General features: G+C 65.2%; 15 protein-coding genes. 12 read left to right on the forward strand and 3 right to left on the reverse strand.

Translation table 11 applies throughout. The annotated features are described in order from the left end of the window. Window positions 1–78: 78 nt before the first annotated feature. A complete protein-coding gene (gene hisS, locus ASG03_RS02900; RefSeq protein WP_062692052.1) occupies window positions 79–1,563 on the reverse strand; it encodes a histidine--tRNA ligase in 1,485 nt (494 codons plus the stop codon). Window positions 1,564–1,730: 167 nt separating this feature from the next. Between hisS and ASG03_RS02905 the strand changes: the two genes are divergently transcribed. The 3 genes from ASG03_RS02905 to ASG03_RS02915 all read left to right on the forward strand — a co-directional run bounded on the left by ASG03_RS02905 (window position 1,731) and on the right by ASG03_RS02915 (window position 2,911). Continuing rightward, a complete protein-coding gene (locus ASG03_RS02905; RefSeq protein WP_062692053.1) occupies window positions 1,731–2,150 on the forward strand; it encodes a hypothetical protein in 420 nt (139 codons plus the stop codon). A 36-nt stretch (window positions 2,151–2,186) separates the two neighbouring features. After that, window positions 2,187–2,618, forward strand: a complete 432-nt coding sequence (copM, locus tag ASG03_RS02910; RefSeq protein ID WP_062692054.1) for a CopM family metallochaperone — start codon at window positions 2,187–2,189, stop codon at window positions 2,616–2,618. Between the two features lie 92 nt (window positions 2,619–2,710). Then, window positions 2,711–2,911, forward strand: a complete 201-nt coding sequence (locus ASG03_RS02915) for a hypothetical protein (RefSeq protein ID WP_062469785.1) — start codon at window positions 2,711–2,713, stop codon at window positions 2,909–2,911. A 53-nt stretch (window positions 2,912–2,964) separates the two neighbouring features. Here the strand turns inward: ASG03_RS02915 and ASG03_RS02920 are convergent, their stop codons facing one another. Continuing rightward, window positions 2,965–3,609, reverse strand: a complete 645-nt coding sequence (locus ASG03_RS02920) for a DNA-3-methyladenine glycosylase I (protein ID WP_062469788.1) — start codon at window positions 3,607–3,609, stop codon at window positions 2,965–2,967. A gap of 219 nt (window positions 3,610–3,828) precedes the next feature. On the opposite strand from ASG03_RS02920, the gene ASG03_RS02925 reads away from it, so the two are divergent. From ASG03_RS02925 to ASG03_RS02960, 8 genes are all read left to right on the forward strand, one after another. Further along, the gene (locus ASG03_RS02925) at window positions 3,829–4,665 is read left to right on the forward strand and encodes a L,D-transpeptidase (RefSeq protein WP_062692065.1); all 837 of its coding nucleotides are present in this window, start codon (window positions 3,829–3,831) and stop codon (window positions 4,663–4,665) included. Between the two features lie 338 nt (window positions 4,666–5,003). Next, window positions 5,004–5,618 carry a L,D-transpeptidase gene (locus ASG03_RS02930; protein WP_443216585.1) on the forward strand — a complete coding sequence of 205 codons (615 nt, stop codon included), beginning with the start codon at window positions 5,004–5,006 and terminating at the stop codon, window positions 5,616–5,618. 158 nt (window positions 5,619–5,776) lie between these two features. Beyond that, the gene (locus tag ASG03_RS02935) at window positions 5,777–6,541 is read left to right on the forward strand and encodes a FadR/GntR family transcriptional regulator (protein WP_443216586.1); all 765 of its coding nucleotides are present in this window, start codon (window positions 5,777–5,779) and stop codon (window positions 6,539–6,541) included. A gap of 344 nt (window positions 6,542–6,885) precedes the next feature. Then, entirely contained in the window at window positions 6,886–7,401 is a 516-nt protein-coding gene (locus ASG03_RS02940; protein WP_443216576.1) for an NUDIX hydrolase, read from the forward strand. A 376-nt stretch (window positions 7,402–7,777) separates the two neighbouring features. Next, window positions 7,778–9,283 carry an inorganic phosphate transporter gene (locus ASG03_RS02945; RefSeq protein ID WP_062472172.1) on the forward strand — a complete coding sequence of 502 codons (1,506 nt, stop codon included), beginning with the start codon at window positions 7,778–7,780 and terminating at the stop codon, window positions 9,281–9,283. 9 nt (window positions 9,284–9,292) lie between these two features. Next, a complete protein-coding gene (locus ASG03_RS02950) occupies window positions 9,293–10,030 on the forward strand; it encodes a 16S rRNA (uracil(1498)-N(3))-methyltransferase (protein WP_062469800.1) in 738 nt (245 codons plus the stop codon). 145 nt (window positions 10,031–10,175) lie between these two features. After that, window positions 10,176–11,549, forward strand: coding sequence for a glutamate--cysteine ligase (locus ASG03_RS02955; protein WP_062692068.1), 1,374 nt, complete (start codon window positions 10,176–10,178; stop codon window positions 11,547–11,549). 117 nt (window positions 11,550–11,666) lie between these two features. Continuing rightward, window positions 11,667–12,488 (forward strand): DUF937 domain-containing protein, encoded by an 822-nt coding sequence (locus tag ASG03_RS02960; protein WP_062692070.1) that lies wholly within the window; start codon window positions 11,667–11,669, stop codon window positions 12,486–12,488. 218 nt (window positions 12,489–12,706) lie between these two features. Here ASG03_RS02960 and ASG03_RS02965 read toward each other — a convergent pair whose 3' ends face one another. Next, complete coding sequence (locus ASG03_RS02965; RefSeq protein ID WP_062692072.1) at window positions 12,707–12,997, reverse strand: DUF1127 domain-containing protein; 291 nt, start codon at window positions 12,995–12,997, stop codon at window positions 12,707–12,709. 195 nt (window positions 12,998–13,192) lie between these two features. Between ASG03_RS02965 and ASG03_RS02970 the strand changes: the two genes are divergently transcribed. Next, window positions 13,193–14,143, forward strand: coding sequence for a LysR substrate-binding domain-containing protein (locus ASG03_RS02970; RefSeq protein ID WP_062469814.1), 951 nt, complete (start codon window positions 13,193–13,195; stop codon window positions 14,141–14,143). Window positions 14,144–14,193: the final 50 nt, after the last annotated feature.

The raw sequence follows: 14,193 nt of genomic DNA on the forward strand, positions 1-14,193 counted from the left end.
GGGCGGGGTTGAACGATGGCAAGCTCGGCGGCGTCACGGGGAGAGGCTGCGCAGTCGAGGCGAACGGGAACACGCGGGTCAGCCTGCCGCCCGGTCGCGGTCCTGCTTCTGGGCCTCCAGCATCTCGCGAACCTTGTCGACAAGCTCGGCTTCCGGCACCGAGACCTGCGCGACGCGGGCCTCGCGCCAGGTGGCGTTGTCCTCGATCTCGCCGGACAGGCGCTTGCCCTCGATCAGATCCTTGATCTGGACGACGCCCTGTTCGCGCTCGTCGCCGCCCTGGATGATGGCAAGCGGCGCGCCGCGGCGGTCGGCATACTTCAGCTGGTCGCCGAAGTTCTTCTTGTTGCCCTGGTACATTTCGGCCCGGATGCCGGCGTGGCGCAGCGCCTGGGTGAAGCGCTGGTAACGGCCGAGGCTGTCGATGTCGCGATCCATCACGCAGACGACGACCGGGGCGAGAACCTCCTCCTGACCAAGCTTGCCGAGGTTCTTCAGCGCCGTCATCAGGCGGGAGACACCGATGGAAAAGCCGGTGGCCGGCACGGGCTGGCCCATGAAGCGGGAGACGAGCCCATCATAGCGACCGCCGCCGCCGACCGAGCCGAAGACGACACTCTCGCCCTTTTCGTTGGTGACGGGGAAGGTCAGTTCCGCTTCGAAGACGGGACCGGTGTAGTATTCGAGGCCGCGGATGACGGAGGGATCGATCTTGATGCGATCGTCGCCATACCCGGCGGCACGCACCAGCGTCTCAATCTGGTCCAGCTCGCTCATGCCCTGGGCATAGAGGTCGCTTGTCGGCTGGTAGCCGTCCTGCGCGAGGTAGGCGAGCACGCTGGCGATCTGATCGGGGCCGAGACCGGCACCCTTGGTGAAGTCGCCGCTTTCATCCTTGCGGCCTTCGCCGAGCAGGAGCTTCACGCCGTCGAGTCCAAACTTGTCCAGCTTGTCGATGGCGCGCAGCACCGTCAGGCGGCGACCGGCATTGTCGTCGCCGGCAAGGCCGATCCCGTCGAGAACGCCGTCGAAGACCTTGCGGTTGTTCACCCTGACGACGAACTGGCCGGCAAGACCCAGTGCCTCCATCGTATCCGCCATCATCATGCACATCTCGGCATCTGCCTGGACGCCGGCAGCGCCCACCGTGTCGGCATCGAACTGCATGAACTGGCGGAAACGGCCGGGGCCCGGCTTTTCGTTGCGGAAGACCCAGCCGGCGCGGAAGGTGCGGTAGGGAAGCTGGATCTCGTTGAAATTCTCGGCGACATGGCGGGCGAGCGGCGCGGTCAGGTCGTAGCGCAGCGACATCCACTGCTCGTCGTCGTCTTTGAGCGAGAACACACCTTCGTTGGGGCGGTCGCTGTCGGGCAGGAACTTGCCGAGCGCATCGGTGTATTCGAACAGCGGCGTTTCCACGGGATCGAAGCCGTAGCGCTCGTAGACCTCGCGGATTTTGACGACCATGCCATCGACGGCGCGGATGTCGGCGGCAGAGCGATCGACGAAGCCGCGCGGCAGGCGGGCCTTGAGCTTCTGAGGCTTCTTCTTCTTGTCGTTCATGGCGTTTCGACCGTCTCGCTTGCGGTTGGAAAGTCCGTTCAAGGGTTTGGCGCCTTCCCTAGCCGATCACGGCCATGGCAGCAAGGCGGCGCGGCACCGCCGGGCCGGAGCCGGGGGCAAGACGAACAGGGTCTTCCCTTGGTGCAGATCCTGCTTATGTTGAGAGAATGCGCGCGCTCCTGCTAGCCCTGTCCATGCTTTGCGCCATCCTGTCGGGATGGACGTCGGCCGTTGCGCAGGCGCAGGGGCTCGCGCATGACGCGCAGGGGCTCGCGCATGGCGCGCACGGGCATGTCCAAGGCACGACCCTCATCGCGCAGGGCGCCGGTGTCGCCGCCCCTCCCGTCTCTTTGGGTGACGACGACCGGCATTCGGGACCGTGCGATTGCGCACACGGCTGTCACACCTCCGGCAAGGGTGCCCATCCCATGCTCTGCTCGGCCTGCTTTGCGCTGGAGATCGAGGCCGACCATGGCAAGCACCCGACCCTTCCCGCGCAGGGCATCCGGCCGGCCCTGGACCGTCCGCTGATCGCCTTTTTCCAGACGCCGACGCCGCCGCCGCCCCGATCCTTTCTTTCGACCTGACAGGCATTCCCCTCATCTCGAAAGGACAGACAGATCATGTCTCGAAACCTCATCCTCGGCGCCGCGACGGCCGCGCTTCTTTCTCTCTCTGCCGCCTCCGCCTTCGCACAGGATCCGGCAAAGCCCGGAGATCCCCACGCCATGAACCATGGCAGCATGTCGGGCGACATGGCAGCGCCAAAGGGCGGCATGGCAGCGCCGAAGGGCGACCAGGGCCTATCGAGCCAGGCCTTTGCCAAGGCGAACGCCCGCATGCACGAAGGCATGGCCATCACCTATACCGGCAAGGCCGACGTGGACTTCGCCAAGGGCATGATCGCGCATCATCAGGGCGCGATCGACATGGCAAAGGTGGAGCTGGAATTCGGCACCGATCCCGAGCTTCGCGCGCTGGCGCAGGAGGTGATCGCGGCTCAGGAAGCCGAAATCGCCAGAATGAAGGCCTGGCTTGCCAAGAACGGCGGCTAGAGCCTGAAGGACAATGGCGCGGGGCGCAGGCGAAAGCCGGTCCCCGCGCCACACGGCGGACCATCCGGGTCGCCGACAGGGAGGAGAATGGGATGACGCGTTTCAAGACGATTGCCGGGGTGCTCTGTCTCCTGGTGGGGCTGATCTGGATCCTTCAGGGCGCCAATCTGATGGGCGGAAGTTTCATGACGGGACAGACGCAGTGGCTGGTCATCGGCCTCGTCGTCGCCGTCATCGGCATCGCGCTGCTGGCGAGCGGGCGCCGGGGCGGGGGTCGGGGCCGGCGGCTCTAAAGCGCGTTTCCCGAAACTGCGGCACAGGTTCGGGCGACATGCAGGAGCGTCCGTCAGGGTCGAACCAGGCGCGCGCGCAAATCCTCGACCGGCTGGCGGCAGATGCAGCCCTCGATATGGTCGTTGACGAGGCCCATGGCCTGCATGAAGGCGTAGACCGTGGTCGGGCCGACGAAGGTCCAGCCACGCTTCTTCAGGTCCTTGGACATCCGCACCGACACCGGCGTCGTCGGATTGGCGGCGATTTCGGCGAAGGTGACGCTTTCCGGTCGCTCGTGCAGGGCCGGCTCATAGCGCCAGAAGTAGTGGGCCAGCGTGCCGAATTCCGCGCGAAGCGCCTGTGCGCGGCGCGCATTGTTGATCGTCGAGACGATCTTGCCGCGATGGCGCACGATGCCGGCGTCTGTGACGCAGCGCTCGATGTCCGCATCGTCGAACGCCGCCACCGCGTCGATGTCGAAGCCGGCAAAGGCGGCGCGAAAGGCTTCACGCTTGCGCAGGATCGTCAGCCAGGACAGTCCCGACTGAAAGCCTTCGAGGCAGATCTTTTCAAACAGACGCCGATCGTCCGTCACCGGACGGCCCCACTCCTCGTCATGATAGCGCAGGTAGTCCGGCAGGTTGCCGTGCCAGAAGCAGCGCGTCAGCCCGTCGGGACCGGTGATCAACCCTTTCGGTGCCGCCTCGGTTTCGCTCATCCCATCACCTCCCTGAAGGCCGCAGCCCGCGCCTTCATGCTTCGTCAACCATTTCTCGAAAGCACGCAATAACCCTACCGAAGACTTTCCGCGTGCGACCACCCGTTCCGCAATGTCTGTTTACGCTTCCTACCGCGCTCGGGTGTCAGGCTCTTGCGATAGGCCGGACGCACCACCGGCCGCGCCCTCGCCGACAGCCAGATCGAGAACGAGCCCGTCATGAAGACATTGTTGATCCTTTCCACCCTCCTGTCCTTCGTCGTCAGCGATGTCGGCGCCGGCATCGCGCAGGCTGCCGAGCGCTATGGCAACCGTCCGCCGGTCATCGTCAGCCCCGATCTCACGGCCCCCTGGCTGATGCAGCTGGGCGCGGGACCCAGGACGGGCGGTGGAGCAAGCGTCGGGGCGGGACGGATCGAAGAGCGCCGCATCCTGCGCCCGCGCGTGGCCGGCGATCCGCCGCGCGTCATCTACCGCGAACGTTCGGGGATCTTCGCCCCGCGCCAGCAGGTCATCTACCAGCGTCCGGCCCTGCAGCGGGCCGCGCCGCTCGTCCGCTCCGCCGGCATGGTGGCGCCGCAGCGGCCCGTTCGTCCGATTGATCCGCAATTCCTGCCGCAGACCGTCGCCTACGAGACGCGCGAACGGCCCGGGACGATCGTCATCGATACCACCAGCCGCTTTCTCTATCTCGTCACCGGAAACGGCGAAGCCCGGCGCTATGGCGTGGGTGTCGGCAAGCCCGGCTTCGAGTGGGCCGGGGCGCACAAGGTGACGCGCAAGGCGGAATGGCCGAACTGGCACCCGCCATCCGAAATGATCGCCCGCGAAGCCGCCAAGGGCCACTATCTGCCCGCCAGCATGGAGGGCGGCCCGGCGAACCCGCTCGGTGCCCGCGCGATGTATCTCGGGTCCACGCTCTACCGCATTCACGGCACCAACGCGCCCTGGACCATCGGCTATGCCGTGTCGTCGGGCTGCATCCGCATGCGCAACGAGGATGTGACCGATCTCTACGAACGGGTCAGCGTGGGGACACGGGTCATCGTCCAGTAAGCGGGAGCCATCTGGATCGCCGCGGCACCGGTCGATGCGAGGCCGCGGCGTAAGCGGGTTTTGACACTGTATCGTGCCTTTTCAGCAACAATCGCCCTCGACGTGTTATCGGGGACGATCACATTCCGTCGATGTCGCACCAGATGATCTTGCGGGATACGTGCGATCGAATAGCGTTTCCCCGATGCGTTGCGCTTCTGCCGGACCTCTAGGGGGCCGGCGGCGCGACCGGCGGGCTTGAGAGGGAGATTACCATGACGACGAAACTGGGATGCGCGGCAGGTGCCGCGCTAGCGGCAGCGCTGCTGATCGGCGGCGCGAGCACGGCATCGGCAACGATGATGGAACGGCCGGCCGCCACCATCGGTCAGAGCGACGTAACGACGGTCACCGCATCGCAGCGCAAGCCGGCGCGCGAATTCTGGCGCACGAAGGTGCGGCTGCGGACCGACGAGGCGCCCGGCACCATCATCGTCGATACCAATCACAAATATCTCTACTACGTCGAAGGCAACAACAAGGCGACGCGCTACGGCATCGGCGTCGGGCGCGAAGGCTTCGGCTGGTCGGGCGTGGTGAAGGTCCAGCGCAAGGCCGAATGGCCGGGATGGACGCCGCCGGCGGAAATGATCGCCCGCGAGCGCAAGAACGGCCACATCCTGCCGGCCTATATGGAGGGCGGCGTCAACAATCCGCTCGGCGCCCGCGCGCTCTATCTCTACAAGGGCAAAAGCGACAGCGGCTTCCGCATCCACGGCACGAACCAGCCCTGGACGATCGGGCAGAACATGTCGTCCGGTTGCATCCGCATGATGAACCAGGACGTCGAGCATCTATACGACCGCGCCTCGATCGGCGCCAAGGTGATCGTGGTCGGCCCCGGCAACAAGCAGGGCGAAGTGTCCTACGATGATCGGGGCGTCGACCTGCTGCGCACCATTTTCGGCGGCTGATCGCGAAGGCCTATCATCGGGACCGGCCGGCAGGACGCTGGTCGGTCCCTTTTTTGTCTCTGTTTCCGTGTTCGGTTATGCGGCATTCTTACCCGCCGAGGCACATGGCTGGGGCTGGAAACACGGAGGGGAAACGCGTGGCGGACGAGCCGGTCGAAATGTTCTCCGCCATTCCCCCGAACCGCGCGGCCGACGAGATCGTGCAGCGCATCGAGACGCTGATCCTCGACGGCGTCCTGCGCGACGGCGACCGGCTGCCGGGCGAGCGCGATCTTGCCGCCCGCTTCGACGTGTCGCGGCCGATCCTTCGGGAAGCCCTTAAGGAACTCGAGACGCGCGGCCTGCTCGTCAGCCGGCACGGCGGCGGCACCTTCGTTGCCGACATCATCGGCGAGATCTTTTCGCAGCCCATGCGCGCCCTGATCGTGCGGCACGAAAAGGCGGCACGCGACTATCTCGATTACCGTCGCGAGATCGAAGGCCTGACGGCCGAGCGGGCCGCACGCCATGCGACGGAGGCCGATCGCAAGAGCCTGACGCGGATCGTGGCGCGCATGCGGGCGGCACACGATGCCGATGACCGCGACAGCGGCCTCACCGCCGATATCGACTTCCACATGGCCGTCGGCGAAAGCGCGCACAACATCATCCTCCTGCACACGCTCAGGTCGTGCTACCGTCTTCTGGAACAGGATATCTTTTTTAGCCGGACAACGGTTTTCCAGGCACCGGGAGCCGCCGAGAGGCTGCTTGCGCAGCACGAGGCCATCCATGCGGCGATCCTGGCGGCAGACCCTCCGGAGGCCCGCCGTGCTGCCGAGCGCCACATCGATTTCGTGATGGAAGCCAGCCGGGATGCCCATCGCGCCGAAGATCGGGCGCGGATTTCGCGGCTGCGGCTGCTCGAAAGGTCTCAGGATTGAAATGCGCCATTTGATGTCGCATATGTGATAGCGGATGGCGGTGCGCGACCACGCCTGCGCAAGATTGCAGGCATAGTAAGAATCAACGATCGATGTCGTTTGCGATAGACTGTGACAACGTCCACGTTCATTCTGTTTTTCTGACGGCCCGGTCAAAGCGCGAGTCGTCGATGTATTCCCGACGTCCCGATCGCCGCGCTCCGTCCGTGTGGACCGCTCGCAGCAAGCCTGATGAGCCGTTCGCGGCAAGCATATCCGGCCGTTCGCGGCCAGCGCAATTCCTGACGAGCCTGGCCGTGACGAGATGGCCTGACGAGACTGCCCATTGAAAGGCCCTGAAATCATTGACCATCCTCGATAGCATCGTTTCCGAAGTCCGCCTGATGTTCCGCCGGCCCGAACGCATGCAGTTTGCTGCCCTGTGCTACCGGTTCCGAAAGAAGGGCGACGTACCGGAAATGCTGCTGATCACGAGCCGCGACACGGGTCGCTGGGTCATTCCGAAGGGCTGGCCGATGGAAGGCAAGGCGTCGCACGAGGTGGCGGCGCGCGAGGCCTGGGAAGAAGCCGGCGTCAAAGGCGAAGCTTCGGCGGACACCATCGGCAGCTTCACCTATGAAAAGGGCATGAACAAGGGTCTGAAGATTCCGTGCCGTGTCCACGTCTTTCCGGTCGTGGTGTCCGAGATGGCGAAGCGCTTTCCCGAAAAAGGGTCCCGCACTCTGGAATGGGTGACCTTCACGGAGGCCGCCGGCCGCGTCGCGGAACCGGGCCTGCGCAGGCTCATCCTCGATTTCCAGACACAGCTTCTGGCGACCGCGCAGCCGCCCGTCGAAGCGGCCCGCAGCGCGGCTCGTTAGCTTTCCGGCGTCAGCTTTTCCCGTGCGCTTCGCTCGCGGCTCATGCATGTCGCCCGAAAGTGTGCAGCGTCGCTTGGTTTCCCCCATCATCACGAGGATGCCCGGTTCCCGGCGTAGCGCTCGGCACGACAGGGTTTGCCGCAGTCCCGCGTCGGCCTGCCGATCGTCGGCAAGCCTCGCGTGAGCCTTGTAAGGTAAGCTTTTTTTAACAATATCGACGCTGTCGATGCAGGCGCGCCCCGGGCGGTCGCACTCGGCCGCAAGCGCTCCTGCCCCGGCGGGCATATGGCGCGATTGCGACCGGAATGTTTCGGGCTTCAGGCCCGAGGCTTCGGGGAGCGCGGCAGCGGCAGGCGACGCGCGACGAGGAATGATCATGGGGAAGACGGCACCGTCGCTTGAAAAATCGACACTCGACAAGGATCTCGACAAGCTGACGCTGAACGAAGAGGCGTCGCATTTCGTCCTCAAGAGTTCCGCGGGCCTCGGGCTCGGCTTTCTCTTCCTCGTCTTCGTCATGATCGTCGCGGCCAGTGCAGTGTCCGAGGCGCCCGGCGCGATCGTCGTCGTCGCGGCCGCCGCCATCGCCGGCTACATGGCGATGAACATCGGCGCAAACGACGTGACGAACAATGTCGGTGCGGCCGTCGGCGCGCGGGCCATGACGATGACCGGTGCTCTGGCGATCGCTGCGGTCTTCGAAATCGCCGGGGCTCTCTTCGCCGGCGGGCGGGTGGTTTCGACCATCGAGGGCGGGCTCGTCGACGCCGCGGCCTTCACCGACAGCCCGACGCTGGTCTGGGTCATGATGTCGGCGCTGATTTCCGCCGCGGCCTGGATCAACATCGCGACATGGTGCAGCGCACCGATTTCCACCACCCATGCGATCGTCGGCAGCATTCTCGGCGCCGGGGTGGCGGCCGTCGGGTTTTCCTCGGTGCAATGGCTCTCGCTCGGCGGCATCACGCTCAGCTGGATGCTGTCGCCCTTCATCGGCGGTGGTGTGGCGGCCGGCCTACTGCTCTTCATCAAGACGTTCATCATCTACCGGGAAGACAAGATCGCCGGGGCCGTGTTCTGGATCCCGATCCTGCTGGCCGCCATGGGGGGCATCTTCACCCTCTATTTTGCGCTGATCGGCCTCGAGCGGGTCTACGAGATCCCGCCTCTTGAAGGGGTGGGTGCCGGGCTCGTCGTCGGTCTCGTCGTCTATGTCGCGACGCGGCGCTCGGTCGCGCGGCAGGCGGTGGGGCTGGAAAACCGCAACCAGTCCCTTCGGCCGCTCTTCCATCTGCCGCTCGTGGTATCGGCGGCCCTCCTCTCCTTCGCGCATGGGTCCAACGACGTTTCGAACGCGGTCGGTCCGCTCTCGGCCATCGTTGCCAATGTCGGCACGGCCGTGCCGGGCGAAACGGCCGCGGTTGCCTTCTGGGTCCTGCTGATCGGCGCGCTCGGCATTTCGGCCGGACTGCTGCTCTACGGACCGAAACTGATCCGCGTGGTCGGGGAGGAAATCACCAAGCTCAATCCGGTGCGCGCGTTCTGCGTGGCGCTGGCCACCGCCATGACCGTCATCCTCGCCTCGACCTTCGGGCTGCCGGTCAGCACCACGCACATCGCCGTCGGCGCCGTGTTCGGCATCGGCTTCTTCCGCGAGTGGTACACCCGCAATTCCAAGCTGCGGCTGGACTATGTCCGACGCAAGACGGGGCAGTCGGATTTCCAGTTGCGCACCGAGCACGGCGCAGACGAGACGCGGCGGCGGCAGCTCGTGCGGCGTTCGCATTTCATGACGATCGTCGGCGCCTGGATCATCACCGTTCCCGCCTCCGCTTTGCTCTCGGCGCTCCTCTACATTCTCTTCTCGGCCATTTTTCTGTAGAAGCGTGTCATGAGAGCCAATTTTCGCATGCAGCGTCTGTTCGTAGAGCCGGATCTCGCCTCCGGCATCGCGGTGGAAACGACGAAGGACCAGTTCAATTACCTCGCCAACGTCCTGCGCATGGAGGAAGGCCGCGACCTCCTCGTCTTCAACGGGCGCGACGGGGAATGGCGGGCGGAGATCGCCATGCCGACCCGCAAGCGCGTGGCGCTGATCCCCAGGGAGCAGACCCGGCCGCAGTCTCCCCTGCCCGACCTCCACTACCTCTTTGCCCCGCTGAAGGTGGGCAGGCTCGATTATCTCGTCCAGAAAGCGGTGGAGATGGGCGCAGGGCTGCTGCAGCCGGTGATGACGCAGCACGTGCAGGGGCGCATCACCAGCCTTGAGCGGCTGCAGGCGAATGCCGTCGAAGCCGCCGAGCAATGCGGCGTGCTGGCGATTCCCGAGGTTCGGGAGCCGACGCGGCTGGACGCGCTCCTCGACACCTGGCCGACCGACCGGCGCATTCTCTTCTGCGACGAGGGCGATGCCGGCGACAATCCGCTGCCTGTCCTGCGCGGACTGTCGGACGCCCGCTATGCGCTGCTCGTCGGTCCCGAGGGCGGTTTTTCGGATGCGGAGCGGAGCCGGCTGCGCGGGCTCGACTTCGTGACGGCCATCCCGCTCGGGCCGCGCATCCTGCGGGCCGACACGGCCGCCGTCGCTGCCATGGCGATCATCCAGGCGACGCTCGGCGACTGGCGCTGAAAGGCCACAGCGCCGATGAAATTTTGGAACATAGGTTGAAATATTTTTGCTTGCACCGCATCTCAAAGCGGTTCAATCAGCCTGACATTAGCTGATCTCATGCCCTGCTGGACGGCCGGGTTTCTCCGTTTTCGAGACGATGCCCATGGCCCGCGATACCACCGACCAGACACCGGTGACCTCCGTTTCCGAGTTGACCGAATATCTGGCGGGCGGCAACAAGCCGAAAGAGGCCTTCCGCATCGGCACCGAGCACGAAAAGTTCGTGTTCTACACGGCGGACAACAGTCCCGTTCCCTATGCGGGCGATGCCGGCATCCTGAAACTCCTGGAAGGCATGCAGCAGAAGACCGGCTGGGATCCGATCATCGATGCCGGCCATCTGATCGGTCTCGTCGAACCGCAGGGTCGCGGCGCGATTTCCCTTGAGCCCGGCGGGCAGTTCGAACTGTCGGGTGCGCCGGTCGAGACGCTGCACGAGACCTGCAAGGAATCCAACACGCATCTGGCCGTGCTGCGCGAGATTGCCGAGCCGCTCGGCATCCGTTTCCTCGGCATCGGCGGCAGCCCGAAATGGACGCTTGCCGAAACCCCGCGCATGCCGAAGTCGCGTTACGACATCATGACCCGCTACATGCCGAAGGTCGGCACCCAGGGTCTCGACATGATGTACCGGACCTGCACGATCCAGGTGAACCTCGACTTCTCTTCGGAAGCCGACATGGCCGCGAAGATGCAGGTTTCGCTGAAGCTGCAGCCGCTGGCGACCGCGCTCTTTGCAAGCTCGCCCTTTACGGAGGGCAAGCCAAACGGGCTGCAGTCTTGGCGTGGCGAGATCTGGCGGGATACCGACAACCAGCGCGCCGGCGTGCTGCCCGCGGCTCTCAGCGGCACTTTCCGCTTCGAGGACTATGTCACGTGGGCGCTGGATGCACCGATGTATTTCGTCGTGCGCGACGGGCGCTACCACGACTGCACGCACATGACCTTCCGCCAGTTCATGGGCGGCGCCCTGAAGGGCGAACTGGCCGACTGGGAGCCCAACATGGGCGACTGGACCAATCATCTCTCGACCCTGTTTCCCGATGTGCGGCTGAAGCGCTTTCTCGAAATGCGCGGCGCGGACGGCGGTCCATGGCGGCGCATCTGTGCCCTGCCGGCCTTCTGGGTCGGCCTGCTCTATGACGACGCCGCCTTGGCGGGCGCTGCCGAACTGGTGAAGGACTGGACCTACGAGGACGTCATCGCGCTGCGCGACACGGTCCCGGCGCAGGGACTGGGCGCCACGGTGCGGGGCCGCAGGCTGAGCGACGTCGCCCGCGACGTTCTGACGATCTCGCGCGCCGGGCTGAAGGCGCGCAACCGGCTGAACGGCGACGGCGTGGACGAAGCGCATTTCCTCAGCCCACTCGACGAGGTCGTGGCGCGCGGCACCACGCTGGCCGAGGACATGCTGGCGCTCTACAACGGTCGCTGGAACGGCTCCGTCGAGCCGGTCTTCAAGGATTATGCCTACTGAGAGCCTCTGCGCGCGCAGGTTCATGATCGCCGGGAAGGCGGTTCAAAAAGCGATATGCCAACGTCTTTTTCCCGTTATAGTGCAGCCTGACCTGCTGTCTGCAACAAGGATGAGACGATGATCCCCCTATTCGACATGATGATGCAGGCACAGAACGGCCGCGCCATGGATGTGATGGCGCAGCAGTTCGGGCTCGCGCAGGAGCAGATGGCCAAGGCGACCGCCGCCCTCATGCCGGCCTTTTCGGCCGGTCTGAAGACCAATGCGGCCAATCCCTATGATTTCGGCACCTTCCTCGCCGCAATGAGCAGCGGCGGTTACGCCAAGTATTTCGAAGACATGACCAAGGCCTTCACTCCACAGGGGCTGGCCGACGGACAGGCGGCGCTCGGACAGATCTTCGGATCGCGCGATATGTCGGGTGCGGTGGCGGCCCAGGCCGCGCAGCTGACGGGGATCGGGCAGGACATCTACCGGCAGATGCTGCCGGTGGTGGCCAGCGCCATCATGGGCGGCCTGTTCAAACAGGCGACAGGCCAGATGAACGCGTCCCCGTCGTTGGCGCAAAATCCGTTCGGCCCGGCGATGCAGAGCTGGCTGGAGGCCGTCGGCCTTGCCCGCAAGAAGGAGGCGCCGGCCATGCCGAACCCTTTCGACAATCCGTTCACGCAGACCATGCAGGCCTTCTTCACGCCGCCGAAATCGCCGGAAAAGCCGCCATCGGCCCCGGACATGTTTGCTGGCAACCCTTTCATGAAGGCCTTCCAGGACATGATGACCATGGGCTCGCCGCAGACCAAGCCGGCGGACGCCCCGCCCGCGCCGAAGGCTCCCGTCGTCGACATGTTCAACACCATGTTCGACAGCGGCATCGAGGCGCAGAAGGAATATCAGAAGGCGATCGACGGGCTTTTTGCGCAGTTTCAGTCCAAGGCCTGAGACGTTGCGCCGGCACGACGCGTCCGAACGCATAAAAAAGCCCGGCGCCGAACGGATCGGAGCGCCGGGCAAGCGGCAGGGTCGTTGGCTGTAACCCTGCGGGGAACGCGGATGATGCGAGCGGTCGCACCATCCGGGCGTCGCATGCCCGGGGAAGAGCATGGAGCGCCAAAGGGGTCGGACGGTCTGCGGTTTTCGTTGTCAGTCCGTCTTCGGCATCAGAGGCCGCGGGCATCCCGATAGTAGCGACCGGTACGCTCGCGCGCGGCCCGTGTCAGATGCCGGCTCGGATCCTCGAAGAAGGCCGACGTGGCGGCGGTGCGGAGATCGTGCCGGGTGAGACCGATATCGGCCAACCGATAGTCGTCGAGATCCTGGAGATGGCCGATGGCACGGCGATTCTTGAAGAGGCGCCAGACCGTCACGAGACCCCGCTTGAGCGCGGACAGGCGCAGAGCGGCCGGCTCGCCGGCGAGGGTGATATCGAAAGCGGTCTCTTGCGTGCGCATGGGCTCAGCTCCTGAAAGGCACGGGTCGGCTATCCGGCGCCCGAGAGTGGACGCGGATGGGGTGGAGGTTTCCGAAGCATTGGCGCAGCGGGTCTTGGGAGGACGTTGTTTACGAGGGTACAGTCGCAAATCGATATTGATCAGTCCAACGAATGTTTCTAATGGTATTGATCAAACAATTTTATAGGCGCACCCATGGCCTCTCCTCTCGACCTCGACCAGCTTCAGACGTTCGTTGCCATTGCCGATACGGGCAGCTTTACCCGGGCGGCCGAGCGGGTGTTCAAGACGCAGTCGGCCGTCTCCATGCAGATGCGGCGGCTGGAGGAGCGGATCGGCAAGGCGCTGTTTGCCAAGGACGGCCGGGGAAACCGGCTGACGACCGAAGGCGAGAAGCTGTTGAACTATGCACGGCGCATGATTCGGCTGAACAACGAGGCCGTTGCCGCCTTCGACGACAACCGGCTGGAAGGAACGTTGCGCATCGGCACGCCCGACGACTATGCCGACCGCTACATGCCGGAGATCATCGTCCGCTTTGCCAAGACCCATCCGAACGTCGAGCTGTTCATCGTCTGCGAGCCTTCGGTGGACCTGGCGGAGAAGATGGCCCGCGGCGAGCTGGACATCGCGCTCGTCACGCATAATCCGCGGACGCGCGCGTCGGATGTCGTCCGGACGGAACCGCTCTGCTGGGTCAGTTCGGTCAACCACCCCCTGCCGGAGAACGCCCCGGTGCCGCTCGCCGTCGGCAAGCGCGATTGCCAATGGCGGCAGGCGGCCTGCTCCGCGCTGGATGCGACGGGCAAGGAATACAACATCCTTTTCACGAGCTGGTCCTCGACCGTCGTCGCAGCCGCCGTGCTCGCGGGCATGGCGGTTTCCGTCCTGCCGGAATCCGCCCTGCGCAGCGGCATGAAGGTGCTGACCCAGGCGGACGGCTTTCCCGCCCTCGCCCCGGTCCAGATCGGCATCATGAAGCGGCCGGGCCTGTCCCCGTCGCTTTCCACGGCGATCAGCAATCACATCACCGCCTGCCTCGACAACATCACGCCCCAAGTGGCCGGCGACGATCTGGACGGCGACCTGAAGGGTCTCTCGCGCCTGCCGCGGCAGCGACAGGGCCACCTGCTGTCCGGCTGGTAGCGGTCACGAAAAAACCGGAAGCGTTTCCGCTCCCGGTTTCCGCATCCCAA

This window comes from Rhizobium sp. Leaf341 (assembly GCF_001424325.1).
Lineage (GTDB): Bacteria > Pseudomonadota > Alphaproteobacteria > Rhizobiales > Rhizobiaceae > Ferranicluibacter.